The following is a 26,669-nucleotide window of genomic DNA, read 5'->3' on the forward strand; positions in this document are numbered from 1 at the left end:
CCACTCGACCCTTGGGGGAAATCCGTGGCTGTTGCCGCCCTGTTCGAACCGTTCACCGTACGCGGCGTCACCCTGCGCAACCGCCTCTGGGCGGCGCCGATGTGCCAGTACGCGGTGCGGGAGAAAGACGGCGTCCCTCGGGACTGGCACCTCGTTCACCTGGGCGCGCTGGCCGCGGGCGGCGCCGGGCTGGTCCTGGCCGAGGCAACCGCGATCAGCCCGGAGGGCCGCATCTCCGACGCCGACACCGGCCTCTGGAACGCGCAACAGACCGCCGCCTGGGCACCGATCGTGGCCTTCCTTCATGCGCAGGGCGCGAAGGCCGGCATCCAGCTTTCCCACGCGGGGCGTAAGGCTTCCGTCTGGCCGGCCTGGGGCGAAGACCGGCACGGCACCATGGCGACGGATGACGGCGGCTGGCCGACCGTGTCGGCCTCGGCCGTGCCGTTCCCCGGCTACGCACCGCCCGTGGCCCTGGATGCCGCGGGCATCCAGGGAATCGTTGACGGGTTCGCGTCCGCCGCGCTCCGCGCGGTGGAGGCCGGGTTCGACGTCGTGGAGCTGCACGCGGCGCACGGCTACCTGCTGCACCAGTTCCTGTCCCCGCTGAGCAACCGGCGCTCCGACGGTTTCGGCGGCGGGCTGCCGAACCGGGCCCGCCTGCTGCTTCAGGTCGTGGCCGCCGTGCGCGCGGTCATCGGCGAGGAGCGCGCCCTGTTCGTGCGGTTCTCCGCCACCGATTACACCCCGGGCGGCTGGACCGAAGACGAGACGGCCGAGGTCGCCGGCTGGGCCGCGGCCGCCGGCGCCGACTTCTTCGACATCTCCTCCGGCGGCAACGTGACCGGGGTGCGCATCCCGCTGGGTCCCGGTTACCAGGTGCCGCTCGCCGAGCACGTGAAAACGGCGGCGGATGTGCGGGTCAGTGCCGTCGGGCTGATCACCACCGCGCACCAGGCCGAGCAGATCGTGGCATCCGGCCGGGCCGACGCGGTCCTGCTGGGCCGCGAACTCCTGCGCGACCCGCACTTCCCGCTGCGGGCCGCCCACGAGCTCGGCGCCGACGTGGACTACTGGCCGCCGCAGTACCTGCGCGCCCGGTGGCCGGCCTCCTGAGAACGGCTACACCTGAGAGCGGCTACAGGCGGCGGGTCGCGTCCTGCACTTCGCCGACCAGCTCTTCGATGATGTCCTCCAGGAACAGTACCCCCACGGTCTCACCGGTCGCGGTGAACGAGCGCGCCAGGTGCGCGCCGGAACGCCGCATGGTGGCCAGGGCATCTTCGAGGTCGGTGTCCTCGAAGATCGACGCCAGCAAACGGATGCGCTTGCCCGGGATCGGCTCCGCGTAGCTGCCCTGCCCGACCGAGGTGGCCGTGTCGCCGTCGAGGTCGATGACGTCCTTCAGGTGAACGTACCCGGTCGGTTCACCGGACTCGTTCACCAGCACATAGCGGGAGAAACCGTGTCTGGTGACGGCCTTCTCCACGTCTGCGGGGGTGGCCGCCTCGGGCAGGCTGATCAGGCCGTCGAGGTTCACCGCGACGTCCCGCACCTTGCGGGTGGTGAACTCGAACGTGGCGCTGAGTGCCCCGGTGCCGTCCCGCAGCACGCCCTCCCGGGTCGACTGGGAGACGATGGTCGCCACCTCGTCCAACGTGTAAGTGCTGGTGGCCTCCTCCTTGGGCTGGACCCCGAACATCCGCACCACCAGGTTGGCGGTGGCGTTGAGCGTCACGATCACGGGCTTGACCAGGCGGCCGAAGAAGACGAGCGGCGGGGCGAGCACGAGCACGGCCCGGTCGGGGATGGAGAACGACAGGTTCTTCGGCACCATCTCACCGAACACGACGTGCAGGTAGGAGACCAGCAGCAGCGTGATCACGAAGGCGATCACTCCGATGGCCTCCACCGGTAGCGGTGTCAGGCCCAGCGGGATCTCGAGCAGGTGGTGGATCGCCGGCTCCGAGACGTTCAGGATGAGCAGCGAGCAGACCGTGATGCCCAGCTGGGTGGTCGCCAACATGAGGGTGGCGTGTTCCATCGCCCACAGCGCTGTGATTGCGCGCTTCTTGCCTGCCTCGGCGAGAGGTTCGATCTGGGACCGGCGCGCGGAGATAACCGCGAATTCCGCGGCAACGAAGAAGGCGTTGGCCGCGAGCAGCACGACCAGCCAGACCAGCCCTGCCCAGTCACTCATGGTCACTCACCCTGCGCTCCGTGCCGTTCTTCTTACGGTCACCCTTTTTGTCCGATTTTTTTTCGGATTTCGTGTCGGTCCTGGTACCGCGGTCGCCCCGGGCAGGCTTGCCGCCCTCCTCGGGCTCGACGGGCTCGCCGCCCTCCTCGGGCTCGACGGGTTCGACGAAGGGTGTGAAGCGCAGCCGGTCGATCCGGCGACCGTCGAGGCGTTCCACCGACAGCACGCCGCCGGCCAGCTGCACGACGTCGCCGACGACGGGCAGGCGACCCAATTCGCTCATCACGAACCCGCCCACGGTTTCGTAGGGGCCGTCCTCCGAGATCACGATGCCGGTTCGGTCGAGCAGCTCGTCCGGACGGAGCATGCCGGGGAATGTCAGAGAGTCGGTAGACAACACCACGCCGGCGCGGGTGCGGTCGTGCTCGTCGGCAACCTCTCCGACGAGTTCCTCGACCAGGTCCTCGAGCGTGGCCACTCCGGCCGTGCCGCCGTATTCGTCGACGACGATGGCCATCTGGTAACCGCGGCCGCGCAGCTCGACCAGCAGTCCGTCGAGTTTCATGGTCTCGGGCACCCGGATGGCCTCGGACTGCAGGGCCGACACCGGGACATCCGCCCGGCGGCGTCGGGGAACGGCCACGGCCTGCTTCACGTGCACGATCCCGACGATGTCGTCGACGCCCTCGTCGACGACGGGAAAGCGGGAATACCCGGTTTGGCGGGTGAGGTCGATGACGGCCTGGGCGGAGGCGGTGCGCTCGATGCTGGCCACCCGCGGGCGGGGCGTCATCACGTCCGAGGCGGTATGCCCGGAGAAGAGCAGCGTACGGTGCAGGAGCGTGGCGGTGTCTTTCTCCAGCAGCCCGGCACTGGCCGAGCGCCGCACGAGGGAGGACAGCTCCTCCGCGGTGCGCGCCCCGGACAGCTCTTCCTTCGGCTCGATCCCGATCGACCGCAGCACACCGTTGGCGCTGCCGTTGAGCACGACGACGGCTGGTTTGAACACCGTCGTGAACAGTGTCTGGAACGGGATGACCAGCTTCGCGGTCTGCACGGGCAGGGCGAGGGCGAAATTCTTCGGCACCAGCTCGCCGATGATCATCGAGGCGAGTGTGGCGACGATGACCGCGGTCGTGACCGCGACGACCGGCACCACCGCCGGGGACAGCCCCAGGCCGATCAGCGACGGCGACAGCAGCATGGTCAGAGCCGGCTCCATGGTGTAACCGGTGAGCAGGGTGGTGAGGGTGATGCCCAGTTGGGCGCTGGAGAGGTGCGTCGAGGTGATCCTGAGTGCGGCGATGGTCAGGCCGAGTCGGGTCTCTCCTCGATCGCGGCGGGCCTCGAGCTCCGACCGGTCCAGATTGACCAGGGCGAACTCGCTGGCGACGAACAGGCCGGTTCCGACGGTGAGGAAAAGGCCCGCGGCGAGCATGATCCACTCATACATGGCGGACCTCGACAACGGCGGCACCGAAGATCATGACCGAGACGCCGTTCGGGTGACGGGAAGAATTTCCGGGCGAGAAACCGGGCGCATGCGCAGGAGGGGGGTCGTCCATTATTCCGCCCAGTCTACCGCCCGGCACCGAGGCCACGAGTCGGTCCCGGGTGTCGGGCCCCCCACCTCTACCAGGAGACGGGCAGGGCCTTGCCCTCCTCGTAGCCGGCCGCCGACTGGATCCCGACCAGCGAACGGGTGTGGAACTCCGCGACCGAGGTCGCGCCCGCATAGGTGAACGAGCTACGCACGCCGGAGGTGATCATGTCCAGCAGGTCCTCGACGGACGGTCGCAGCGGGTCCAGGTAGATCTTCGAGCTGGAGATCCCCTCGGCAAAAAGAGTCTTGCGGGCCAGCTCGTAGGCGTCGAGGCGGTCGAACCGCTGGCGCACAGCCCTGGTGGAGGCCATCCCCCAGCTCTCCTTGTAAATACCGCCGGCGGCGTCCCGGTCGAGCAGGCCGGGTGCCTCGATCGTGCCGGCGAACCAGGATCCGATCATGACGGATGCCGCGCCGGCGGCGAGCGCGAGCGCCACGTCGCGCGGGTAGCGCACCCCGCCGTCGGCCCAGACGTGCGCTCCGAGTTCCCGGGCGGCGGCCGCGGTCTCGAGCACGGCCGAGAACTGGGGGCGGCCGACCGCCGTCATCATGCGCGTGGTGCACATGGCGCCGGGACCGACGCCGACCTTCACGATGGTGGCGCCGGCGCCGACGAGGTCACCCACGGCATCCGCGGTCACGACGTTGCCGGCCACGATGGGGATGCCGAGGCCCAGGTCGGCGACGATCCTGATCGCCCGCGTCATGCCGCCCTGGTGCCCGTGCGCGGTGTCGATCACGAGGACGTCCACCCCCGCGGCGACGAGCGCCCGAGCCTTGGCCGCGATGTCGCCGTTGATGCCGACCGCCGCGGCCACGCGCAGCCGGCCCTGCGCGTCCAGCGCGGGCTGATACAGGGTGGAGCGAAGCGCGCTCTTGCGGCTGAGGGTGCCGATCACCCGACCGTGGTGCTGCACGGTGGCGAAGTCGAGCTCGGCCGCGGTCATCACGTCGAACGCGCGGCGCGGGCCTTCGATATCGTCGGCGTCGAGGGAGGTCATCGTGCCGTGCAGGAGATCTCCGAGGAGCGCGTCAGGCAGCGCCGTCGCCAGCCGGGACGCGTCGATGGCACCCAGGTACTCGCCGTTGTGGTCGTTGATGACCAATCCCTGGCCGGCCACAGCCGGCACCTGCCGCAGGGCGAGCGCCACGGTGTCCGCCGGGGCGAAGTTGAAGGGGGTGTCGAAGCGGGTGGATTGGGCCTTGACCCAGCGGATCGCGGCGTCGAGATCCTGCAGGTGCATGTCCTGCGGCAGCACGCCGAGCGCGCCGCGGCGAGCGAGCGCGGCCGCCAGGCGCGGCCCGGTGACCGAGTTCATGTTCGCCGAGACGATGGGGATGGTGGCGCCGCTGCCGTCGCCCGGGGCGAGGGAGACATCGAGGCGGCTGCTCACATCCGATTGGCTCGGCACAAGGAAGACGTCGGAATACGTGAGGTCGTGGCTGGGTACCGCTCCATAGAACTGCATGGAAATAACGCTAGCGCTCCGCGCGGATGCCCGCAGCCAGGCCCGAGGGGATTAGGCTGGACGGGCAGACCGCGCCGGGCGTGCACGACCGCTCGGGACATTCAAAATCAACGTAGAGAGTGGGAACCGGCTGTGTCAAGCCAGTTGACCGGTAGTGGATCCGACGAGACGACGTCGGGTGAATTCGGAGCGAACGAGTGGCTCGTCGACGAACTATACGAACGGTACCTCGTCGACAAGAAGCTGGTGGACGAGTCCTGGTGGCCCGTCCTGGAGAGCTACCACCAGACCGCGAACGGCCGCAGCGACGGGTCAGAGGCTCCCGCGAGCAACGCACCCGCAGGCGACGCGCCCGCCGTGATCGCTCCCGACGTGACCACGCCCGCGGCAAGCGCTCCCGCAACCCCGGCCGCCTCAGCGGCGGAGCCGGCCCCGATCACGGCGCCCATCCCCGTCGCCGGCGGGCAGCGCACCGCGCGCACGACGTCCAGCGCGCCCAAGCGGGTTCCCGTTCCGGCCGACATCCCGATCACGAACTCGCAGCCGACCGCCACCGAGGCCACCGAGGTCGACGTCGTCACCCCGCTCCGCGGCATGTCCAAGAGCCTCGCGGCGAACATGGCGGCCAGCCTGACCGTGCCCACGGCCACCAGCGTGCGCACCATCCCGGCGAAGCTTCTCATCGACAACCGCATCGTGATGAACAACCACATGAAGCGCTCGCGCGGTGGCAAGGTGTCGTTCACGCACCTGATCGGTTGGGCGCTGATCCAGGCGCTGAAGATGTTCCCCAGCCAGAACGTCTACTACAACGAGATCGACGGCAAGCCCTCGGTCATCGCCCCCGCGCACGTCGGCCTCGGCATCGCGATCGACCTGCCCAAGCCCGACGGCACCCGCTCCCTGATGGTCCCGGCCATCAAGCGCGCGAACACCATGACCTTCGGCGAGTACCTCTCCTCGTACGAAGACCTCGTCACCCGGGCCCGCAAGGGCAAACTGACGGCGGATGACTTCTCCGGCGCCACGGTCTCCCTCACCAACCCCGGCGGCATCGGCACTGTGCACTCCGTACCGCGCCTGATGAAGGGCCAGGGTTGCATCATCGGCGCCGGCGCACTCGACTACCCGGCCGAGTTCCAGGGTTCCAGCGTCAAGACCCTGACCGGCCTCGCCATCTCCAAGACCATCACGCTGACCAGCACCTACGACCACCGGGTCATCCAGGGTGCCGGCTCGGGCGAGTTCCTCAAGATCGTGCACGAGCTCCTGATCGGGCAGCACAACTTCTACGAGGACATCTTCTCGGCCCTGCGCATCCCGTACGACCCGATCCACTGGGCCCCCGACATCAGCGTCGACCTGGCCAGCGCCGTCGACAAGACCGCCCGCGTGCAGGAGCTCATCAACGCGTTCCGCGTTCGCGGCCACCTGATGGCCGACATCGACCCGCTCGAGTACACGCAGCGCTCGCATCCCGACCTGGACATCTCGAACCACGGGCTGACCTTCTGGGATCTGGACCGTGAGTTCGTCACCGGCGGCTTCGGCAGCAAACGCCTGATGCTTCTGCGCGACATCCTCGGCGTACTCCGCGACTCCTACTGCCGCACGACCGGCATCGAGTACATGCACATCCAGGACCCTGCCCAGCGCAAGTGGATGCAGGAAAAGATGGAGAAGAGCTACGTCAAGCCCACGCATGACGAGCAGATGCGCATCCTCGGCAAGCTCAACGAGGCCGAGGCCTTCGAGACCTTCCTGCAGACCAAGTACGTCGGCCAGAAGCGGTTCAGCCTCGAGGGCGGCGAATCCACCATCGCCCTGCTCGATTCGATCCTGCAGGGTGCCGCGGATGCCGGCCTCGACGAGGTCTGCATCGGGATGGCCCACCGCGGACGCCTGAACGTGCTGACCAACATTGCGGGCAAGACTTACGGCCAGATCTTCCGCGAGTTCGAGGGCACGCAGGATCCCCGCACCGTGCAGGGTTCCGGCGACGTCAAGTACCACCTGGGCACCGAGGGCACCTTCCGCGCCACCAACGGCACGGAGATGCCGGTCTACCTGGCCGCGAACCCGTCCCACCTCGAGGCCGTCGACGGCGTCCTCGAGGGCATCGTGCGCGCCAAACAGGACCGTAAGCCGATCGGCACCTTTTCCACCCTGCCGGTCCTCGTGCACGGCGACGCCGCCATGGCCGGCCAGGGCATCGTCCTGGAGACGCTCCAGATGTCCCAACTACGCGGCTTCCGCACCGGGGGAACCATCCATCTGGTCGTCAACAACCAGGTCGGCTTCACCACGCTGCCTGGCGACGGGCGCACGTCGGTGTACTCGACGGATGTCGCCAAGACCATCCAGGCGCCCATCTTCCACGTCAACGGGGACGACCCCGAGGCCGTGGTGCGGGTCGCGGAGCTCGCCTTCGCCTACCGCCAGGAATTCAAGCGGGACGTCGTCATCGACCTCGTCTGCTACCGCCGCCGCGGCCATAACGAGGGCGACGACCCCTCGATGACCCAGCCGCTGATGTACAACCTGATCGAGGCCAAGCGCTCCGTTCGGAAGCTTTACACCGAGGCTCTCGTCGGTCGCGGGGACATCACGCAGGAGGAATACGAGGCCTCCCACGCCGACTTCCAGGACCGCCTTGAGCGCGCGTTCATGGAGACGCACGCGGCGCAGTCCTCGTCGATCCCGGTCGTCAGCGCGGCCGGTGCCGCGCCGCAGGGCATCGGTGCCGAGAAGCACGGTACCGACAAGCACGACGACGGGATCGGGGAACCGGCCACCACCGGGGTGCCCGAGGCGGTCGTGCACCTGATCGGCGACGCCTTCCTGAACAAGCCCACCGGCTTCACCGTGCACAATAAGCTGCAGCAGCTGATGCAGAAGCGCAACGACATGAGTCGCAACGGCAAAATCGACTGGAGCTTCGGCGAACTCCTCGCCCTCGGCTCCCTACTGCTCGAGCGCACCCCGGTGCGCTTCGCCGGCCAGGATGCCCGCCGCGGCACGTTCGTGCAGCGTCACGCGGTTCTGCACGACCGCATCAACGGCCAGGAATGGCTGCCCTTGGCGAACCTCAGCGAAGACCAGGCCCGGTTCTGGATCTATGACTCGCTGCTCAGCGAATACGCGGCCATGGGCTTCGAGTACGGCTACTCGGTGGAACGCGCCGACGCCCTGGTGCTCTGGGAGGCGCAGTTCGGCGACTTCGCGAACGGCGCCCAGACGGTCATCGACGAGTTCGTCTCCTCCGCCGAGCAGAAGTGGGGCCAGCGGTCATCCGTTGTGCTGCTGCTACCGCACGGCTACGAGGGCCAGGGGCCGGACCACTCGTCCGCCCGGATCGAGCGCTACCTGCAGCTGTGCGCGGAAGACAACATGACCGTCGCTCGCCCGTCGACGCCCGCGTCGTACTTCCACCTGCTGCGCCGTCAGGCCTACATGCGCCCGCGGCGCCCGCTGATCGTCTTCACTCCGAAGTCGATGCTGCGCCTGCGCGGCGCGACCAGCGAGGTGGCCGACTTCACCACCGGCCGGTTCGAACCGGTCATCGACGACGCCCGGATCACCGACAAGTCGCGGGTCAAGCGGGTGCTGTTCCTGGCCGGCAAGCTCTATTACGACCTGCTCGCCGAACTCGACAAGAACCCGAACCCGGAGATCGCGCTGGTTCGCATGGAGCAGTTCTACCCGCTGCCCGCCGTCGAACTCAAGCAGGTCGCCGACCAGTACCCCGACGCCGAACTCGCCTGGGTGCAGGATGAGCCGGAGAACCAGGGTGCGTGGCCGTTCTTCTACCTCGAGACGAACAAGCTGGGCCCGCGCGCGGTGACCCTGTTCTCCCGGGCGGCGTCGGCGTCGCCGGCGGCGGGCTCGGCGAAGCGTCACGCGGTCGAGCAGGCCGAACTGCTCCGCCAGGCGCTCACCCTGTAACCTGCGCCGACCAGCAGAACCGTCGAATGAGTTCGAGACAGCGCTACTGCACGGCTTCGGACTCGAGAGACACGGCGGTCCACACTTCATCCAGCGTCACGGTCCCCTGATCGCCCGGCGTGGGCATCGGGCACAACCGTCTCGGAACCGCGAACCACTATCACCCCTCGGCTATCAGGACTCACTCATCTAGGCTGGCCGCACCGCCCGCCGACGCATCGGCCACCGACAAGGAGATCCGCCATGCCCGCACCGCACGCGAACCGAACCGGCCAGCCCTGCTGGGCCGACCTGATGACCTCCGACCTGCCGCGCGCCCGGGAGTTCTACACCCGGCTGTTCGGCTGGACGGCCAGCGATTCCGGTTCGGAGGACGGCAACTACGTCACCTTCCGTAAGGGCGACGCGGACGTCGCCGGCATGGGCTCACAGGAGCCGGGTTCCCAACTGCCCGACACGTGGACCACCTACCTGTCGGTGACGGATGCCGACGCCGCCGTCGCCGCCGCCCGCGCGGCCGGCGCAGACGTGCTGGCCGAGCCGATCACGGTGGGAACCATGGGCCGCATGGCCATCCTGATGGACCCGACGGGTGCGCCCTTCGGGGTGTGGCAGGCCGACGAGTTCACCGGCTTCGACGTCTTCGGCGAGGCGGGCTCACCGGTCTGGCACGAGCTGAACACCCGCTCCTATTCCGCCGCCCTCGATTTCTACACCAAGGTGTTCGGCTGGAAACCGGTCGTCCTGAGCGACACGGAGGACTTCCGCTACAGCACGATCGGGGCGGAGGGCGAGATGGTGACGGGCGTCTTCGACGCCGCGGACCACCTGCCCGACAGCGTTCCCTCGCACTGGCAGCTCTATCTCGGGGTGCCTGACGTGCACGCGGCCGCGGCGACCGTGACAGAGCTCGGCGGCACGGTCGTCCGTGAGCCGTGGACGGCGGAGTTCGGCACCTTCGCGCTGGTCACCGACCCGACCGGGGCCCTGTTCGTGCTCGGCTCGGTCGACGAGCCGCTCGCCGAGGAGAAGAACATCGACGACGCCGGTGAGGAGGACGCCGACCTACCGATCGGCTAGTGGGCGGACTGGATGGTGCGCAGCTTCAGCAACACCTGGTCGCGCAGGTCTTCGGGGGCCATTTCACGGCATGCGCGCTGCACGGCCTCGGTCAGGGTGCGCCCGACCAGGTGCTCGTCGCTGCAGTCGATGCAGTGGGCGAGGTGCTCCTGAATGTCAGACGCGTCTTCGCCGCACAGTTCGTTGTGCAGGTATTCCTCGAGTTCGGCCTTGGCCTTCTCGCAGCCACAATCGGTCATGCTGGTGTGCTCCCGGTTCGAGTCTGGCCCGCCGCTGTTCCCAGGCCGCGCTCAATGGCGTAACCGGCCAACAGGTCGCGCAGGAGGCGCCGGCCACGATGCAGGCGACTCATCACGGTGCCAATGGGTGTTTTCATGATTTCGGCGATCTCCTGGTAGGAGAACCCCTCCACGTCGGCGAAGTAGACAGCCAGCCGGAAGTCCTCCGGGATGGACTGCAACGCGTCCTTGACGGCGCTGTCCGGCAGGTGGTCGATGGCCTCGGCCTCCGCCGAACGATTCGTCGTCGCCGTGCGGGACTCCGCGCCGCCGAGCTGCCAGTCCTCGAGATCGTCGATGGTGCCCTGGAACGGCTCACGCTGCTTCTTGCGGTACGTGTTGATGAAGGTGTTGGTCAGGATGCGGTACAACCAGGCCTTGAGATTGGTGCCCTGCTCGAACTGTTTGAACGCAGCGAACGCTTTCACGAACGTTTCCTGAACCAGATCCTGGGCGTCGGAGGGGTTGCGCGTCATGCGCATGGCCGCGGCGTACAGCTGGTCGATAAAGGGCAGTGCCTGCTCTTCGAACAGGTCTCGCATTTCGATCGCATCGGTTGTCATCACGGACAATCCTAAGCCGTCGCGTGAAACGACCGCAGGTCGCTCAAGCACCATGGACAGCGTCACCCGGGCCTCCCTCTCTCTTTCATCACCGACTATTCTGATAACCGATGTTGATCTCGAGATATTCCAAGCCTGAGTTCGATCCCTACGGCGACACGTCGCCCGAGGTGACGGATGCCCGCTGGCCCGCTCCGACGGCCGCCGGCCCGCTCTGCGCGTCCGTGTCCCTGCCGGGGTCGAAGTCGCTGACCAACCGGGAGCTGGTTCTCAGCGCCCTCGCCGCGCATCCGTCGCTGTTGCGTGCCCCGCTGCACTCGCGGGACAGCGACTTGATGGTCGCGGCGCTGCGTCAGCTGGGCACCGTCATCGAGGAGGTCCCCGGAGCCGGGGAGTTCGGCGCCGACCTGAGGATCACCCCCGGGGAGCTACTCGGGTCGACGACCGTCGACTGCGGTCTTGCCGGCACCGTGATGCGTTTCCTGCCGCCGGTCGCGACGCTCGGACTCGGGCCGACCACCTTCGACGGGGACGCCGGTGCACGCCGTCGCCCGATGGGCACCACCATCTCGTCCCTGCGGGCCCTCGGCGCCGACATCAACGACGACGGTCGCGGCGCCCTGCCCTTCACCGTGCACGGTACCGGCACGCTGGCCGGCGGAGAGATCACCATCGACGCGTCCACATCAAGCCAGTTCGTCTCCGGCCTGTTGCTCGCCGCGCCCCGCTTCGAGCTAGGCCTGCACCTTCGTCATTCCGGCGAGCGCCTGCCGAGCATGCCGCACATCGAGATGACCATCGCCACGCTGGCCCGGCGCGGCGTCACCGTTCAGAGTCCCGCCGTCGGCGAGTGGATCGTCGCGCCCTGCCCGATCCAGGGTGTCGAGGTCGACATCGAACCCGATCTCTCCAACGCGGCGCCGTTCCTCGCCGCGGCCCTCGTCGCCGGCGGCAGCGTGACCATCATCGGCTGGCCCGAGACCACCACCCAGGTCGGCGCCGACCTGGCCGAACTGCTACCGCGCTTCGGCGCCGCGGTCACCCGGGAGGGCGACCGGCTCACGGTCTCCGGGACCGGCTGCATCCGGGGCGTGGAGCTCGACCTGTCGACCGGCGGAGAGCTCGCGCCCACGCTCGTGGCCCTGGCTGCCCTGGCCGAGTCCCCAAGCACGATCACCGGGATCGGGCACATCCGCCACCACGAGACCGACCGGCTGGCGGCCCTCGCCGCGGAGATCAACGGGCTTGGCGGCGCCGTCACCGAGCTGCCCGACGGGTTGCGGATCGACCCGCGCCCGCTGCACGGCGGGCCGTGGAACACCTACGACGACCACCGCATGGCAACCGCGGGCGCGCTGATCGGGCTTCGCGTTCCCGGCCTGCTGATCGAGAACATCGGCACGACCGCGAAAACCCTCCCCCAGTTCACCGACCTTTGGTCGACGCTCGTTTCCGGAGCCCCGTCGTGACGTGGTGGGCGAGTGCCGACGACGATGAGCCCGAGTTCGACGAGTCGAGCGTGCGTGTGCGCCCCAACCGAAAGGGCAGCAAACCGCGCACCAAGACCCGCCCCGACCACGAGAACGCGCTGACCGGACGCATCCTCTCGGTCGACCGAGGCCGGTACACCGTCATGCTCGACGAGAACCTGCCTGCCGAGCGCCGGGTGACCGCCGCCCGGGCGAGTGAACTGCGCAAGCAGGCCGTCGTCACCGGCGACCGCGTCGACATCGTCGGCGACACGACCGGAGCACCGGGCAGCCTGTCCCGGATCGTGCGGATCGTGCCGCGCACGACGCTGCTGCGCCGCAGCGCAGACGACACCGACGCCGTGGAGCGAGTGATCGTCGCCAACGCCGACCAGATGCTGATCGTGGTGGCCGCCGCCAACCCGGAGCCGCGCATCCGTCTCGTCGATCGCTACCTCGTCGCCGCCTACGACGCGGGCGTGAATCCCATTCTCTGCATCACCAAGACCGACCTGGCCGACCCCACCGCCTTCCTCCGCAACTTCGCCGGCCTCGACCTGCCCGTCTTCGAGAGCCGCGACGACGCCATGCCGCTGGCGGAGATCTCCGCCGCCCTGGTCGGCCACGACACGGTCTTCGTCGGTCACTCCGGCGTCGGCAAGTCCACCCTCGTCAACGCCCTCGTGCCGAGCGCCCACCGTGCCGTCGGAGTCGTCAACACGGTGACCGGCCGCGGCCGGCACACGTCTTCGTCGACCATCTCGCTGCGACTGCAAACGGATGCCGGCCGGGGCTGGGTCATCGACACCCCCGGCGTGCGCTCCTTCGGTCTCGGCCACATCAACACCGACAACATCCTCAAGGCCTTCACCGACCTGGCCCTGATCTCCCAAAAGTGCCCGCGCGGCTGCACCCACCTGCCGAACTCGCCCGACTGCGCGATCAATGAGGCCGTTAGCGCCGGCAAGCTCGGCGAGACCGGCAAGGTGCGCCTGGACTCGCTGCAGCGCCTGCTCGCCACCTTCGCCTCCGCCCCCACCCACTAGCCCCCTGTCACCCGCCACTTCCGAGCCGGCAGCCCCTGCACTGAACGAATTCGACGGAGATTTTGCTCTAGAAAGCGCTCAGGGCCAAAAAACGGGTGTTTGACCCCCAATCTCCGTCGAATTCGTCAGGGATGGGCGGAAAATGGGTACAGGCGGGACCAGTAGCGTGGGGGGATGATCGATTCCACGCGGCTCGCGGCCGGCGACCAAGCCCCTCCGTTCACCCTGTCCGACCAGGACGGGAACGCCGTCTCGCTGGCCGATTTCGCCGGCTCGAAGGTCGTCGTGTACTTCTACCCGGCGGCGATGACGCCCGGCTGCACGAAGCAGGCCTGCGACTTCCGCGACAACCTCAGCTCACTGGCGTCGGCCGGCTACCAAGTGCTCGGCGTGTCAAAGGATGCCCCGGTCAAGCTAAAGGAGTTCCAGGAGACCGAGCAGCTCACGTTCGCGCTCCTCAGCGACACCGACCTCGCGGTGCACACGGGCTACGGCGCCTGGGGCGAGAAGAACCTCTACGGCAAGACCGTCACGGGCGTGCTGCGTTCCACCGTCGTGATCGACGAGACCGGCATGGTCGAGCTGGCCCTCTACAACGTGAAGGCCACCGGCCATGTCGCGAGCCTACGCAAGAGGCTCGGCTTGCCGGCCTGACCACACGGATGCCGCCACGCGGCCGGCACAGTCCCGGCACAGTCCCGGCACAGTCCCGGCGCTGCCCTCACCGGCCGCAGGTGGCCCATACCGGCCCCTGGAGCACTCGACCGCGCGTCGAGGACCACCCCGCCGCTGCCGCCGCCGGAGCGGCCCTGCTGCGCCGCTACTGCGGCAAGCCGTCCTCGGAGCGCGCCGACGTCGTTTCTGCGATTACGCGCCGCTGGAACAGCAGCACGAGGACCACGACCGACGGCAGAAGAAGCGCCCAGCCGAGGTCGGGCCGGGCATAGAGCCCTTGAAAGGAGCCGATGGCGACGGCGATCTGCACCAGCTGCCAGGTGACGGCCGCGCCCCGGATCCAGGACCGGCGCCGCAGGGAGTTGACCGCGATGGCGGTCACCCAGAACGCGGCGATCAGCACCAGCACCAGCATGGCGAGGGCCGTGGCCAGGGAGGTCGGCGCCGCGATCAGCAACTCGAGAATGAGCCACGCGACCGCGACCCAGAGGAGGGCGGCCTCCGCGCAGAGGATCGCGGCGAGGAGAAGCAGGGCCCGCGGCCGACGCACCCGGCCGGCCTGGTTCTCGTCGTCGCCGCTGTGGTCTGACCGTGCATTCACAGAGATATCCCATTCAAAACTATTGATTTGACTCCACCATTATGCGATCATTTTTGAGGCCCGGTTGACGCTCACAGGGACGTGAGTCGATCTGAACGATTAGATCCAGTACCCTCCCTGCAATCGGCAGCCTCTCATCTTCGGCCAATCGGCCAGGCATCCCCGCAATAAAGGAGCACCCCTATGGACTGGCGCGACAAAGCTGCCTGCCTCACCGCCGACCCGGAACTTTTCTTTCCGGTCGGGAACACTGGCCCCGCTGTGGACCAGATCGAGAAGGCCAAGTCGGTCTGCGCCCGCTGCAACGTCACCGAGGTGTGCCTGCAGTACGCCCTCGAAACCGGTCAAGACTCCGGCGTCTGGGGTGGACTGAGCGAAGACGAGCGTCGCGCGCTCAAGCGACGCGCGGCCCGGGCCCGGCGCGCGTCCTAACACGGCGCCCCCCGCACCACTGCTCCCCCGCTCCACAAGATCACTGAGAAAGGCCCGGCTGAACAGCCGGGCCTTTCTTTGTTGCGCGCGACGTGCTCGGCACCCGAGCGCCACGCTGAGGCGACATTCCGAGGCGCCACCCCGCCCCCGGCGCTACGCTTCGCGCATGTACCGCAGCGGGATCTCGATGGTCACTTCGGTGCCGCTGCCCATCATGGTGTGCCAGTCAATACTGCCGCTGAGCTCTCCCTGGATCAGGGTGCGCACGATCTGGGTTCCGAGTCCCGACCCTACCTTGCCCTCCGGCAGGCCCGTGCCGTTGTCCCGCACCCGCACGGTAAGGGTCTCCTCGTTACGCTCGGCCTCGATCGACACCTCCCCCTCGCGTCCGGCCAGCCCGTGTTCGACGGCGTTCGTCACGAGCTCTGTCAGCGCGAGGGCGAGCGGTGTCGCGTAGGCGCTGGGCAGGATGCCGAAACTGCCGGACGACTTCGGATGCGCCGTCGTGTTGTGCGCGGACGCCACCTCCATGATCAGCAGCAACACCCGGTCGAACACCACGTCGAAGTCGACCTTCTGGCTGAGGCCCTCGGACAGTGTGTCGTGCACGACGGCGATGGCGGCCACGCGGCGCATCGCCTGGTTGAGCGCTTCCCTGGCCGTGTCGGAATGCGTGCGGCGCGCCTGGATCCGCAGGAGCGAGGCCACCGTCTGCAGGTTGTTCTTGACCCGATGGTGAATCTCCCGGATGGTGGCATCCTTCGTGATCAGCTCACGCTCCTGGTGCCGCAGCTCGGTGACGTCCCGGCAGAGGACGATGGCTCCGATCCGTTCGCCCCGGTTGCGGATCGGGATGGCGCGCAGCGAGACCGTCACGCCGCGGGCCTCCACGTCGGTGCGCCATGGCGCCCGGCCGGTGACCACGAGCGGCAGGGTCTCGTCGACAACCGCCGTTCCAGTGAGCAGGCTCGTGGTCACCTCGGCGAGGGACTCGCCTTCCAGCTCGTCGGCGAACCCCATCCGGTTGAAGGCGGAGAGGGCATTCGGGCTCGCGAACGTGGTCACGCCGTCGACGTCGAGACGGATGAGTCCGTCCGAGGCGCGCGGGGCGCCGCGCCTCGGGCCGGTGGGGGCGCCCAGATCGGGAAAATCGCCGGACGCGATCATGGCGAAGAGGTCATTGGCACAGTCGTTGAAGGTCAGCTCCTGTCGGCTCGGCGTGCGCGCCTCACTCAGGTTGGTGTGCCGGGTGAGCACCGCCACCGGCTTGTCCGAGATCTGGGAACCCGTGGAACTGAGCCGCCGCCGCACCGGGATCGCGCGCACCCGGGTAGGGGTCTCCTCGTACCAGTCGGGAGCCGTGGTGTCGACGATCTTCGCCGTTTCGAAAGCCTCGGTGACCTGCTGGCGCCACTCGACCTTGATGCTCTGCCCGACGAAGTCACGATAGAAGAGGGTGGCGGCGCTCGACGGCCTGGCGTGGGCCACGGCCACGAAGCTCCCGGTACTGCTGGGCACCCACACGACGATGTCCGCGAAGGCGAGGTCGGCCAGGAGCTGGCCATCCGCGACGAGCATATGGAGCCAGTCCACATCCTCCGCACTGCTGCGGCCCTGGGCAAGTACAAGATTACTGAGCGTCGACACAGCAATAGCCTAGGTCCCCCGGACACGTGCCACCGTCGTCGTGGTGCCGTCGCTTAGTTTGGGCCATGCTGAACAGATGAGCACAGCAAGTGGAAAGCCCGATCGGACCCTGGTTGTCCTACTGTCCGTGATCGGAGCGCTGGTGGTCATCGCCCTCATCATCGTCTTCTCCGGCGGCGAACCCGAACAGCTTGACGCCGACACCCCGGAAGGCCTCGTCCAGGACTATTCCGCGGCCGTCATCGACGGCGACGAGCAGGCCGCAGGCGCGTACCTCACCGAGGACGCGTTCGATGGCTGCGAGGACTTCGACCGGGGCCCCACCGACAACATGCGGGTCACCCTCGTGTCGACCACCGAGCGGGCCGAGTCCGCTGACGTGAAGGTGTCCATCGTCACCTCCTACGGCAGCGGCCCCTTCGGAGCGGACGAGTACGAGACCCAGGGCGTCTTCGACCTGGTGGCCGTCGACGGCACGTGGTTGATCGATGACGCCCCCTACGAACTCAGCATCTGCCCGAACCCGAAGGCCGGTTCCTGATGGTCAGCGTGGTGCTGCTGGTTGCCGTCCTCGTGATCGGCGGCGGTATCGCCGGCATCGTCATCGCGGTGCGCAAATCGACGCCGTCCGGGGAGAGTGCGGCCCAGCCAACGGTACGCCGGGTGATCGTATACATTCTGCTCTTCGCCCTGGTCGTGATTGCCGCTATCGGAGTGAGCGGGCTGCTCGGGCGCCTCCTCGACGCCGGCAACGCACTTGCCTCCAGCGACGTCACCGGGCTCGCCCGCTCACTCGCGTTCACCCTCATCGCCGGCCCGTTCGCGGCCGTACTCTGGTGGGTGCTGTGGCGCCGAATGGACGGCGCGGAACGATCATCCTTCGCCTGGGGGCTCTACCTGGCCGGCCTGTATACGGTCTCCCTTGTCACGTTCAGCACCGCCCTGCTGACCACGGCGGCCGTGCTCGTACGCGGGGATTGGCAACCGCGTCTCTTCGCCACCGGAGTGGTCTGGGCCGGCGTGTGGGTCTGGCACCTGTGGATGTCCCGGCACCAGGAGAAGAGCCCCACCCAGCTGGTCACCGTGGCCCCGATCCTCGGTTCCGTCTTCGGTCTCGTGATCTCGGTGGGCGGCGCCGTCACGGCCCTCCGCCCTCTGCTCGACGCCGCCGTCGACGCCGTCGTCAACGCCGCACCGAGCCTTACCCCGGGCGAACCCTGGTGGGAGTTGACCCTCCAGGCGCTCATCTGGTTCGCCGGCGGGCTGGTCATCTGGTGGTGGCACTGGATCCGCAGCCAGGCCCGCGACCTGCGCGGCGGCCTCGCCGATCTGGCGGTCGTGGCCGTCGGCGTGGCCGGGGCGGCCATCCTGACGCTGAGCGGGGCCGGAACCGTACTGTTCCTGCTGCTCAGACTGGCCTTCGACCGCACCGAACCGGTCACCGACATCCTCGACCTACTGGGTTTCGGCATCTCGGTCGCCTTCATCGGCGCGCTCGTCTGGAGCTACCACCGGGGCCTGACCCTGGCCCGGTCGGACACGACGAGGGTTGCGACGAAGCTTATGACCTCCGGCGTGGGTCTCGTTGCCGCGGCCTCCGGGCTGGGCGTGGTCGTGAACGCGATCCTCGCCGCCACGACCACCCCGCTCGCCGGTTCAGGAACCCGAACCCTCCTGCTGGGCGGCATCAGCGCCCTCATCGTCGGCGGCCCGGTATGGTGGCTGGCCTGGCAGCCGACGACGCCGCTCTCCCCCGCGGAGGTCCGCTCCGCGGTACGACGGGTGTACCTGATCCTGGTGTTCGGCGTGAGCGCGGTCGTCGCCATCGTGACGCTTCTGGTGATCGGCTACCGGCTCTTCGAGTTCGCCCTCGGTGACTTCACCGGAGACAGCCTGATCGACCGGGTGCGAGCCCCGCTGGGGCTGCTGGTAGCCACCGGCCTCGCAGCCGGGTACCACTTCTCTGTCTGGCGACGCGACCGCGCGGTGAGTGCAGAGGCCCCGCAGCCGGCGCGCACCATCGGCCGCGTGCTCCTGGTCACGGACGTCGACCCGGAACCCCTCAGCCTCGCAATCTGCGCAGCGACCGGAGGCGCGGCCGTCTCGGTGCTGAAGCGCGCCGACGGCGCCGGTAGCTCGGCAACGGCGGAGCATCTCGCCCAGGCCCTCACCGGCGTAACCGGAAAGCGGGTGTTGGTCGTCACCGGCCCCGGCGACCGGGTTGAGGTGATCCCGCTTCAGGAATGAGCGGCGGTGCGGCCTCCCGCACCGGGGTCGGCGCACAAGTCGACGCGGGGTTCGACGCGGGGTTCGACGCCGACGGTGGGCTCAGGTGGCCACCGCCGGCCGGCGCCATCTCGATTCCCGGCGCCGTCGCCCCGTGGCGGGCGCGGGCACCGGCAGCAGCTCAGTGCGCACGAAGCGACGGATGCTGGTGCGCGCCGGGGACTTCGGCGCGGCATCCCGCAGCGTGCGCCCGGCGACGATGGCCGCATCCGTGGACACCTGGTCCTGCGGCACCAGGATCGGCGACTCGATACCGCCGAACCGGCGGAGCGCCGACACGACCTGCCCGTTCGCATCCAGCCCGACCGCACCCCGGCGCACCCGGTTCATGACCACGCTGACCTGTTCGGTCGTGACCACCTCGGCCAGGTCCACCCAGGCGCGCAGGAACCGGGCCATCCCGACCGGGTCGGCGAGGCCGCAGGCGACGACGTGGTCAGCCAGTCCGAGGCCCGTCAGGGTGGCCGCGTTGCGGCGCGGGGCGAACAGGTCACTGGAGATCTCCTCGTCGCTCTCAAGACTGAAACCGGTGTCGAGCACGACGTAGTCGACCCAGATGCGGAGCGCGTTGATGGTGCGCGTCACCCGCTCGGTGGAGAGCTCGGGCCAGCGGGATGGCCGCCCGATGCCGGTGAGCACCCAGAAGGCTCCCTGCGGTGAGTTGTAGCGCTGCGCGATGCGCTCGAACTCGGACCGGGTGAAGCTGTCCGAGCCGGCCAGGCGGCACGCGGCGGCGAAGCCCGGCGCCTCGTCGAGCATCCCCAGGCACGGCGCCACCGAACCGCTGTAGGTGTCGATGTCCGCCAGGGCGACGGTATGCCCGGCAGCGGCGATTTCCGCCGCGATGTTGATCGCCAGGGTGGTGCGCCCCGGGGCGCCGGCCGGCCCCCAGACGGCGATGACCGTGCCCTGCCGTTTTGTGCCGGGCAAGCCCGCCGGATCACCGACACGCAGCGGAATGGCGACCCCGGCGCCGATCAGCGCTTCAGTCTCGGCCCAGTCGGCGGCGGCGTCGACCACGTCGAAGAGGCCGAGCACGGCCGCATTGCGTCGGTCCTGGTCGTTGGCGGCGAGCGCGATCACCCGGGCGCCATGGGCGTCGCAGGCGGTGATCAGCTCGGCCGTGAGCGTGCTGCGGCCGGCTCCGACGATCACCACCTCGGGCGCGCGCTGCCGCAGGGCGAGGATCACTTCGCCAGCAGTCGTCGAACGAGCCACAATCACATGGCCCTGCTCGATGATGTCGATCAGCAGACGGTCTTCGGTGTTCCGGTCGAGTGCCAGTGCGATGGTGGCCACGTTTACTTCTCCAGCGGTGCGTTGACGGGCACGACCGCGATGGCATCACGGTTCGCGATGGACTCCAGCACCGCCGCGACGGCTCCCTTCGGCACCAGGATCTCAAGTGTTCGGATGCCGCCGCCCGCCACGAGCCCCGTGGGCTCGACCAGACGCACGACCGCGGCCTGGTCGACGAGCACCGTCGGCGGCCCGAACGTGTTCGGGTCCGTTTTGCGGGCGGACCAGACGTCGACCACGGAGCCGGGACCGATGTTCGAGGCCAGGGCGCTGGTCAGCTCAACGACCACGCTCGTGACCTCGGTGCCGGCGGTGCTCCCGACCGCGGACGCCGGCACGAGTTCCCCGGCGGCGATCGTGCGGGTGACGACCAGCCCGTCATCCGGCAGCCCGTCGGGGGTCACGTACAGGTCTCCCGTTACACCAAGCCGCACCTGCGTGGCCACGAGGTCGGATGCCTCCACTCGGTCCCCCACGGCGAGCGCCGAGCGCGCGGTGAACACCGCCGTGGTCCGGTCGGCGGCGGAGACGATCAGATAGACGCCTCCGACGGCGGCGACCACGAGCACCAGCCCGATCGCGAATCGCGGGTCGAACCAGAATCTCGGTCGTGCGTTCCTGGCGGTCGTGTTCACGGGCGCCTGCCTCCCCAATACTGACTCAATTGGTGCTGACTCGATGGAGCTGGATCGATGGAGCCGACTCAATAGTTTCGACTCGAAACTCCGTTTGACCCGGGAATCCGCCTCGACCTCCATCGTGGTCGTCTTCGCCCCCACGCGGGAAAGTTATCCACAGCCTCACTCCGCCCCGATTAGGGCCCGCCCGCCGACGGATAATCGATCCATGAACGATTCCGAGGCTGCCCCCAGTGTGGGTCGGTTCCTCACCCTGGCCGACACCGCTGAGATCCTTTTGCTGACGGTGGCCGAGGTACTGGAGCTGGTGCGCACCGGTGAGCTGCCGGCCATCCGGCTCGGCACCCAGAGCACCCCGGCGGGCGGCGCGGGCACGATCGGGTTCGGCAGGGCGGGCGTGTGGCGGGTCGAACGGGTCGTGCTCGAGTCTTTCATCGAGGCCAAGTACGAGGAGGCGCGGCGCATGTCGCTGTGGCAGCAGTCCGACTTCGGGAACATCCCCGAGCTGTCCGGCGGCACGATCATCCGTCCCGACGACTGACCCGGCGAGATTGATAAATATCGTCGTGTGGTTGTGTCGCTCCCGGAGGGTCAGGGCTGACCGTCCGGGACTGTTCATCCAGGCGGACCGCTGTCCCCGGCGTTGATCCGATTCCACGGAGATTCTTGGTCAAACAACCGTCCTCGAGCCCAAACGGAGTGTTTAGACTCAAATCTCCGTCGAATTCGTTCGGACGAGTTGCTGCGGGCCGCGAACGCGAAAGACTCGGCGGCTCAGCGCGGACGGTTGGCGCAGAGGTTCAGGGCAGAGGGTTAGGGCAGCCGAACGAGCTGGATCTCGGCCACCGGCACGATGCGGTACTGGTGCACCTCCGCTTCGCGGCGCAGGGTGCCCGGCGCGTGCAGGGCCAGGTCGATGTGGTCCCGGCCCACCCGGTCGATAGTGCCGGGGAGCACACCGGCACGGGTGTGCACCTCCACGTTGGAGCGCCGTCGGCAGAGGTCTCGCAACACGAACGCCAGGCCGATGCGGTCCACGATCCGGGCTGCGGATTCGGGCTCGGTGCCGAGCGATCCGGGGATCTCCCCCCGGCGCAGGACGACCCCGGCCACGGCGGCCAGCGGGAGCACGCACTGGGAACCGGCGGAGACGGAGTCCAGCAGGTCACCCGCCAGCCAGTCCCGCCCGAATGTGGTCGGCCGCACGGCGATCGTCTCCCCCGTCGCGAGCACGATCCGCAGCACACCTGCACCGGGGACCGACCCGGTCCAGGGCTCTGATCCTCTCCGGGGATCTGCGGCGACTTCGGGAGTGCGCGCGAGGCTGGTCAATCGGTTACGCAGGGACAGCCGACCCAGGCGCAGCCGTTCTTCTTCGGCGCGCAGGTCGATCTCCTCGGCGTGCAACTCGTGTTCGAGCTGCCCCTCGAGGTCGTCGAACAGGTTGTCCCAGCGCACAGTCCCGAAGTTAGCCCGCGCGACCGACATCCTGCCCGGGTTATCCACAGGACTTAAAAGCACTCGACACCACCGTTCCCGGCTGATTGAGTGTCGAGCACGGCCCGTACCCCCCGCGTGGGGGTGCCTGACCCTCGCCAACACCTGCTCCACCGATTGTCTGCTCCATCGCACGCCGGATCCACCCGAACCCCTTGAACCACCCGATTGCCACGGCAGGTGTGCCGCCGGCAGCGGACTCACGCACCTCGGAGGAGTCATGAGCGATCCAGCCAACACCCCGGCACGCCATCCCCGGTCAAGGGACAACAAGTTCGTCCAGGACGACTTCTTCGGCCACCAACCGAGCAGCAGGGACCAGCTGCCAGACCCGGAGCCACTGCTGGTCAACCTCACCCGCTGCGTGATCGAGGTGCTTGCCGGCGCCCGAGAGCTTGACCAGCTCGCCCGGTGGGTCAGCGACGACGTTTACCGGCACCTGCTGAAACGGGTGGTGCTTTCGGCACGGGCGCGCGCCGTCAAGGGGCAGAGGGCCCAGCGGCCCGCGTTCACGATCGGGCGGGTCACGATTTCCGAGCCGCGAGACGGCGTGATCGAGGCCGTCGTGATGGTGCACAGTAAGGTTCGCGTTCGCGCCGTGGCCCTGCGCCTGGAAGGAATGGACCAACGCTGGCGGGCCAGCGCCATCAACGTGTTGTGACAGCCGGCTCTGCGGGAGAAATGAGCCCTCGCCCCGGGGGCGCGCTCCGAGGGAGTGCTCCCGCTGCCGAGGTAGGCGCGCAGTGAACCGCGACGCGACTCGAACGTGTGTGACCGCTGCGGACCAGCGCGGGACCAGCGCGGAGGTCCGGCCCGGCGAGTCGATTCTCCCACGCTTGCCACAAGGCCCGCCGGATGCGCCGCAGCGCTCCAGCAGTTCGGACCCCCGTCGCTCTCCGCCGCGCAGCCCGAACGAATTCGACGGATAGAGCAGGGGAGCCGAGATTTTGCCGGAATCGACCCGAGAAACCCCGAAAAGGCAGTCTTATCGGAGAATCTCCGACGAATTCGTTTCTCGCACGCGGAGCCCCGCCGTGATGAACGGCGTCCACGCGGTGCGGGCGGCTCTGGCCTCCGGGGGGCCCTCCACCGTTCGATGAGGGCTTACGGACCTGACCGGGCTACTTCTTGCCCTGAGCGCGCCGTTCGGAGCGATTGACCGGAGCGGGCTTCGAGTCGTCGCCGCGCTGGCCGAACGTGCCGCGCTGGGGCGGTCCGGCCGCCATGTCCGTCTCCGCCTCATCGTCGGGAGCAGCGGCGCTCGCCCGGCGGGCACGGTCGGTAGCGGCCTGCTGGATCTGTCCACGCTGGTTGCGTACCTCGACTCCGCCCGAATCGCTCGGGGCGGTGTAGCTGAGCTTCTCCTCCGCGGACGCGGCAGGGGCGAGCCCCTTGGCGGCGACGACGGGACCGGCGACGGCGCCGGGGGCCTGGCTGACCTCGACCTCGAGGTTGAACAGGAAACCGACGGTCTCCTCGCGGATCTGGCCCATCATCTGCTGGAACATGACGAAGCCCTCGCGCTGGTACTCCACCAGGGGGTCGCGCTGGGCCATGGCGCGCAGGCCGATGCCGTCCTTCAGATAGTCCATCTCGTACAGGTGCTCGCGCCAGCGGCGGTCGATGACCGACAAGACGACGCGGCGCTCGAGTTCACGCATCGCCGGTGAACCCAACGACTCTTCTCGGTGCAGGTAAGCGACCTTGGCATCCGAGAGAATCTCACGGCGCATGAAGTCTCGGTTGATCTTGCCGCGGTTGCCGGCCTCGGCGACGACCTCGTCAATGGTCAGCCCCACCGGGTACAACGTCTTGAGCTCGGTCCACAGGGCATCGAAGTCCCAGTCGTCGCCGTTGCCTTCGCCTGTGTGCACCTCGAGCACCTCGTCGACGACGTCTTCCAGGAAGCGCTGCGTGCGCTCGTGGAGGTCGTCGCCCTCCAGGATGTGCCGACGGTCGCCGTAGATCGCCTCGCGCTGACGGTTCAGAACGTCGTCATACTTGAGCACGTTCTTGCGGATCTCGGCGTTGCGGCCCTCGACCTGCGCCTGCGCGCTCCGGATGGCTCGGCTGACGACCTTGGATTCGATCGCCATGTCGTCGGGAATCCCCTGGCGGCCCATCAGGCTCTCGGCGGCGCCGGCGTTGAAGAGGCGCATCAGGTCGTCGGTCAGCGACAGGTAGAAGCGACTCTCGCCCGGGTCACCCTGGCGTCCGCTGCGACCGCGCAGCTGGTTGTCGATGCGGCGCGACTCGTGCCGTTCGGTGCCCAGCACGTAGAGGCCGCCGGCGTCGACGACCTTCGCAGCTTCCACGGCGACCTCGGCCTTGACGGCGTCGAACACGTCGTCCCAGGCGGTCTCGTAGTCTTCGGGGGTTTCGACCGGGCTCAGGCCTTTCGCGTTCATCTGGGCGACGGCGAGGAACTCGGCGTTGCCGCCGAGCATGACGTCTGTGCCTCGACCGGCCATGTTGGTGGCGACGGTCACCGAGCCCAGACGTCCGGCCTGCGCGACGATCGCGGCCTCCCGGGCGTGGTTCTTGGCGTTGAGCACCTCGTGCCGCACGCCCTTCTTGGCGAGCAGGCGCGACAGGTATTCGCTCTTCTCGACGCTCGTCGTGCCGACCAGGACCGGCTGCCCCTTCTCGTGCCGGGCGACGATGTCCTCGACGACCTGGCCGAACTTAGCCTCTTCGTTCTTGTAGATCAGGTCGGACTGGTCGATGCGCTTCATCGGCTTGTTCGTGGGGATGGACACCACGCCGAGCTTGTACGTGCTCATGAACTCGGCCGCCTCGGTCTCCGCGGTACCGGTCATGCCGGACAGCTTCGAGTAGAGCCGGAAGTAGTTCTGCAGGGTGACCGTCGCCAGGGTCTGGTTCTCCGCCTTGACCGCGACGCCCTCCTTGGCCTCGATCGCCTGGTGGATACCCTCGTTGTAGCGACGGCCCATCAGGATGCGCCCGGTGTGCTCATCGACGATCAGCACCTCGCCGTTCATCACGACGTAGTCCTTGTCTTTCTTGAACAGGGCGTTGGCCTTGATCGCATTGTTCAGGAATGAGATCAGCGGGGTGTTCGCAGACTCGTAGAGGTTGTCGATGCCGAGGTAATCCTCGACCTTTTCGATGCCGGGTTCCAGCACGCCCACGGTGCGCTTCTTCTCGTCGACCTCGAAGTCGACGTCGGGGATGAGCCTGGTCGACAGGCTCGCGAACTCGGTGAACCAGCGGTTGGCCTCGCCAGAGGCAGGACCGGAGATGATCAGCGGCGTGCGCGCCTCGTCGATCAGGATCGAGTCGACCTCATCGACGATGGCGAAGTAGTGCCCGCGCTGCACCATGTCGGCGGCCTGCCAGGCCATGTTGTCGCGCAGGTAGTCGAACCCGAACTCGTTGTTCGTGCCGTAGGTGATGTCGGCCAGGTACTGCTCGTGGCGCTGGGCCGGCGTCTGGCCGGACAGGATGCAGCCGGTGGTCATGCCGAGGGCACGGAACACGCGACCCATCAGCTCGCTCTGGTAGCTGGCGAGATAGTCGTTGACCGTGATGATATGCACGCCGCGGCTGGTGATGGCGTTCAGGTAGGCCGCCGTCGTGGCCACGAGGGTCTTGCCCTCACCGGTCTTCATCTCGGAAATGTTGCCGAGGTGCAGGGCCGCCCCGCCCATCAGCTGCACATCGAAGTGGCGCAGTCCCAGGGTGCGGGTCGAGGCTTCACGCACGGCGGCGAACGCCTCGGGCAGCAAGTCGTCCAGCGACTCACCACCCGAATAGCGCTCACGCAGCACCACGGTCTCGTTCTTCAGCTCCTCATCGGTGAGGTGGCTGAAGTCATCTTCCAACGCGTTGGTGGCCTTCGCATACTGCTCGAGACGGCGCAGCAGACGCCCTTCACCAACACGAAGTACTTTTTCCAGAATTGAGGCCACGAATGCACT

Annotated in this window: 22 protein-coding genes; 11 read left to right on the forward strand and 11 right to left on the reverse strand. The window is 68.2% G+C overall.

Annotated elements, in window-relative coordinates; genetic code table 11:
- Window positions 1-24 precede the first annotated feature (24 nt).
- On the forward strand, window positions 25-1,116 hold the full coding sequence (locus tag E3O18_RS09015) for an NADH:flavin oxidoreductase/NADH oxidase (RefSeq protein WP_134395990.1): 1,092 nt from the start codon (window positions 25-27) through the stop codon (window positions 1,114-1,116).
- 22 nt (window positions 1,117-1,138) lie between these two features.
- On the opposite strand, the gene E3O18_RS09020 is transcribed toward E3O18_RS09015, so the two are convergent.
- From E3O18_RS09020 to E3O18_RS09030, 3 genes are all read right to left on the reverse strand, one after another.
- Window positions 1,139-2,200 carry a hemolysin family protein gene (locus E3O18_RS09020; RefSeq protein ID WP_134395991.1) on the reverse strand — a complete coding sequence of 354 codons (1,062 nt, stop codon included), beginning with the start codon at window positions 2,198-2,200 and terminating at the stop codon, window positions 1,139-1,141.
- Complete coding sequence (locus tag E3O18_RS09025; protein WP_134395992.1) at window positions 2,193-3,653, reverse strand: hemolysin family protein; 1,461 nt, start codon at window positions 3,651-3,653, stop codon at window positions 2,193-2,195. Before E3O18_RS09025 ends, E3O18_RS09020 begins: the two co-directional genes overlap by 8 nt.
- A gap of 179 nt (window positions 3,654-3,832) precedes the next feature.
- The gene (locus E3O18_RS09030) at window positions 3,833-5,272 is read right to left on the reverse strand and encodes a GuaB1 family IMP dehydrogenase-related protein (RefSeq protein ID WP_134397393.1); all 1,440 of its coding nucleotides are present in this window, start codon (window positions 5,270-5,272) and stop codon (window positions 3,833-3,835) included.
- 132 nt (window positions 5,273-5,404) lie between these two features.
- On the opposite strand from E3O18_RS09030, the gene E3O18_RS09035 reads away from it, so the two are divergent.
- Both E3O18_RS09035 and E3O18_RS09040 read left to right on the forward strand, forming a co-directional pair.
- A complete protein-coding gene (locus E3O18_RS09035; RefSeq protein WP_134417940.1) occupies window positions 5,405-9,217 on the forward strand; it encodes a multifunctional oxoglutarate decarboxylase/oxoglutarate dehydrogenase thiamine pyrophosphate-binding subunit/dihydrolipoyllysine-residue succinyltransferase subunit in 3,813 nt (1,270 codons plus the stop codon).
- Window positions 9,218-9,460: 243 nt separating this feature from the next.
- The gene (locus E3O18_RS09040) at window positions 9,461-10,297 is read left to right on the forward strand and encodes a VOC family protein (RefSeq protein ID WP_134395995.1); all 837 of its coding nucleotides are present in this window, start codon (window positions 9,461-9,463) and stop codon (window positions 10,295-10,297) included.
- Here the strand turns inward: E3O18_RS09040 and E3O18_RS09045 are convergent.
- Together E3O18_RS09045 and E3O18_RS09050 are read right to left on the reverse strand one after the other, a co-directional pair.
- The gene (locus tag E3O18_RS09045; protein WP_134395996.1) at window positions 10,294-10,536 is read right to left on the reverse strand and encodes a zf-HC2 domain-containing protein; all 243 of its coding nucleotides are present in this window, start codon (window positions 10,534-10,536) and stop codon (window positions 10,294-10,296) included. The genes E3O18_RS09040 and E3O18_RS09045 overlap by 4 nt on opposite strands.
- The gene (locus E3O18_RS09050) at window positions 10,533-11,138 is read right to left on the reverse strand and encodes a sigma-70 family RNA polymerase sigma factor (protein ID WP_241973274.1); all 606 of its coding nucleotides are present in this window, start codon (window positions 11,136-11,138) and stop codon (window positions 10,533-10,535) included. The genes E3O18_RS09045 and E3O18_RS09050 overlap by 4 nt, the downstream gene beginning before the upstream one ends.
- Window positions 11,139-11,248: 110 nt before the next feature.
- Here E3O18_RS09050 and aroA point away from each other — a divergent pair, with 110 nt between their 5' ends.
- The 3 genes from aroA to bcp all read left to right on the forward strand — a co-directional run bounded on the left by aroA (window position 11,249) and on the right by bcp (window position 14,307).
- Window positions 11,249-12,607, forward strand: a complete 1,359-nt coding sequence (gene aroA, locus E3O18_RS09055; protein ID WP_134395997.1) for a 3-phosphoshikimate 1-carboxyvinyltransferase — start codon at window positions 11,249-11,251, stop codon at window positions 12,605-12,607.
- Window positions 12,604-13,653 (forward strand): ribosome small subunit-dependent GTPase A, encoded by a 1,050-nt coding sequence (rsgA, locus tag E3O18_RS09060; RefSeq protein WP_134395998.1) that lies wholly within the window; start codon window positions 12,604-12,606, stop codon window positions 13,651-13,653. The genes aroA and rsgA overlap by 4 nt, the downstream gene beginning before the upstream one ends.
- Before the next feature lie 174 nt (window positions 13,654-13,827).
- The gene (gene bcp, locus E3O18_RS09065) at window positions 13,828-14,307 is read left to right on the forward strand and encodes a thioredoxin-dependent thiol peroxidase (RefSeq protein WP_174722042.1); all 480 of its coding nucleotides are present in this window, start codon (window positions 13,828-13,830) and stop codon (window positions 14,305-14,307) included.
- Between the two features lie 166 nt (window positions 14,308-14,473).
- Here the strand turns inward: bcp and E3O18_RS09070 are convergent, their stop codons facing one another.
- The gene (locus E3O18_RS09070; RefSeq protein WP_241976529.1) at window positions 14,474-14,929 is read right to left on the reverse strand and encodes a hypothetical protein; all 456 of its coding nucleotides are present in this window, start codon (window positions 14,927-14,929) and stop codon (window positions 14,474-14,476) included.
- A 183-nt stretch (window positions 14,930-15,112) separates the two neighbouring features.
- Here E3O18_RS09070 and E3O18_RS09075 point away from each other — a divergent pair, with 183 nt between their 5' ends.
- Window positions 15,113-15,361: a WhiB family transcriptional regulator gene (locus tag E3O18_RS09075; protein WP_035837005.1), complete on the forward strand. Its 249-nt coding sequence runs from the start codon at window positions 15,113-15,115 to the stop codon at window positions 15,359-15,361.
- A 153-nt stretch (window positions 15,362-15,514) separates the two neighbouring features.
- On the opposite strand, the gene E3O18_RS09080 is transcribed toward E3O18_RS09075, so the two are convergent.
- Complete coding sequence (locus tag E3O18_RS09080) at window positions 15,515-17,008, reverse strand: PAS domain-containing sensor histidine kinase (RefSeq protein ID WP_134395999.1); 1,494 nt, start codon at window positions 17,006-17,008, stop codon at window positions 15,515-15,517.
- 76 nt (window positions 17,009-17,084) lie between these two features.
- Between E3O18_RS09080 and E3O18_RS09085 the strand changes: the two genes are divergently transcribed.
- On the forward strand, window positions 17,085-17,549 hold the full coding sequence (locus tag E3O18_RS09085) for a hypothetical protein (protein ID WP_134396000.1): 465 nt from the start codon (window positions 17,085-17,087) through the stop codon (window positions 17,547-17,549).
- Window positions 17,549-19,255 (forward strand): DUF5671 domain-containing protein, encoded by a 1,707-nt coding sequence (locus tag E3O18_RS09090; protein WP_241978159.1) that lies wholly within the window; start codon window positions 17,549-17,551, stop codon window positions 19,253-19,255. The genes E3O18_RS09085 and E3O18_RS09090 overlap by 1 nt, the downstream gene beginning before the upstream one ends.
- Window positions 19,256-19,336: 81 nt before the next feature.
- Here the strand turns inward: E3O18_RS09090 and E3O18_RS09095 are convergent, their stop codons facing one another.
- Both E3O18_RS09095 and E3O18_RS09100 read right to left on the reverse strand, forming a co-directional pair.
- On the reverse strand, window positions 19,337-20,593 hold the full coding sequence (locus E3O18_RS09095) for a regulator (RefSeq protein WP_174722043.1): 1,257 nt from the start codon (window positions 20,591-20,593) through the stop codon (window positions 19,337-19,339).
- 2 nt (window positions 20,594-20,595) lie between these two features.
- Entirely contained in the window at window positions 20,596-21,228 is a 633-nt protein-coding gene (locus E3O18_RS09100) for a hypothetical protein (RefSeq protein WP_134396001.1), read from the reverse strand.
- Window positions 21,229-21,439: 211 nt separating this feature from the next.
- Between E3O18_RS09100 and E3O18_RS09105 the strand changes: the two genes are divergently transcribed.
- Entirely contained in the window at window positions 21,440-21,772 is a 333-nt protein-coding gene (locus E3O18_RS09105; RefSeq protein WP_134417942.1) for a helix-turn-helix domain-containing protein, read from the forward strand.
- Window positions 21,773-22,044: 272 nt separating this feature from the next.
- Here the strand turns inward: E3O18_RS09105 and E3O18_RS09110 are convergent, their stop codons facing one another.
- Window positions 22,045-22,689, reverse strand: coding sequence for a hypothetical protein (locus E3O18_RS09110; protein ID WP_134417943.1), 645 nt, complete (start codon window positions 22,687-22,689; stop codon window positions 22,045-22,047).
- Between the two features lie 259 nt (window positions 22,690-22,948).
- On the opposite strand from E3O18_RS09110, the gene E3O18_RS09115 reads away from it, so the two are divergent.
- Window positions 22,949-23,389: an Rv3235 family protein gene (locus tag E3O18_RS09115; RefSeq protein ID WP_241976531.1), complete on the forward strand. Its 441-nt coding sequence runs from the start codon at window positions 22,949-22,951 to the stop codon at window positions 23,387-23,389.
- 460 nt (window positions 23,390-23,849) lie between these two features.
- On the opposite strand, the gene secA is transcribed toward E3O18_RS09115, so the two are convergent.
- Window positions 23,850-26,660, reverse strand: coding sequence for a preprotein translocase subunit SecA (gene secA / locus E3O18_RS09120; RefSeq protein ID WP_134396004.1), 2,811 nt, complete (start codon window positions 26,658-26,660; stop codon window positions 23,850-23,852).
- Window positions 26,661-26,669 lie beyond the last annotated feature (9 nt).

This window comes from Cryobacterium sp. TMT2-42-4 (assembly GCF_004402645.1).
Taxonomy (GTDB): Bacteria; Actinomycetota; Actinomycetes; order Actinomycetales; family Microbacteriaceae; genus Cryobacterium; species Cryobacterium sandaracinum.

Bases quoted from the DNA above. Each gene is read 5' to 3' on its own strand.
- E3O18_RS09090 (WP_241978159.1), top strand. From the start codon at position 17,549: ATGGTCAGCGTGGTGCTGCTGGTTGCCGTCCTCGTGATCGGCGGCGGT.
- E3O18_RS09045 (WP_134395996.1), bottom strand. From the start codon at position 10,536: ATGACCGATTGTGGCTGCGAGAAGGCCAAGGCCGAACTCGAGGAATAC.
- E3O18_RS09115 (WP_241976531.1), top strand. From the start codon at position 22,949: ATGAGCGATCCAGCCAACACCCCGGCACGCCATCCCCGGTCAAGGGAC.
- E3O18_RS09030 (WP_134397393.1), bottom strand. From the start codon at position 5,272: ATGCAGTTCTATGGAGCGGTACCCAGCCACGACCTCACGTATTCCGAC.
- E3O18_RS09105 (WP_134417942.1), top strand. From the start codon at position 21,440: ATGAACGATTCCGAGGCTGCCCCCAGTGTGGGTCGGTTCCTCACCCTG.
- E3O18_RS09020 (WP_134395991.1), bottom strand. From the start codon at position 2,200: ATGAGTGACTGGGCAGGGCTGGTCTGGCTGGTCGTGCTGCTCGCGGCC.
- E3O18_RS09085 (WP_134396000.1), top strand. From the start codon at position 17,085: ATGAGCACAGCAAGTGGAAAGCCCGATCGGACCCTGGTTGTCCTACTG.
- bcp (WP_174722042.1), top strand. From the start codon at position 13,828: ATGATCGATTCCACGCGGCTCGCGGCCGGCGACCAAGCCCCTCCGTTC.
- E3O18_RS09040 (WP_134395995.1), top strand. From the start codon at position 9,461: ATGCCCGCACCGCACGCGAACCGAACCGGCCAGCCCTGCTGGGCCGAC.
- E3O18_RS09075 (WP_035837005.1), top strand. From the start codon at position 15,113: ATGGACTGGCGCGACAAAGCTGCCTGCCTCACCGCCGACCCGGAACTT.
- E3O18_RS09025 (WP_134395992.1), bottom strand. From the start codon at position 3,653: ATGTATGAGTGGATCATGCTCGCCGCGGGCCTTTTCCTCACCGTCGGA.
- E3O18_RS09050 (WP_241973274.1), bottom strand. From the start codon at position 11,138: ATGACAACCGATGCGATCGAAATGCGAGACCTGTTCGAAGAGCAGGCA.
- aroA (WP_134395997.1), top strand. From the start codon at position 11,249: ATGTTGATCTCGAGATATTCCAAGCCTGAGTTCGATCCCTACGGCGAC.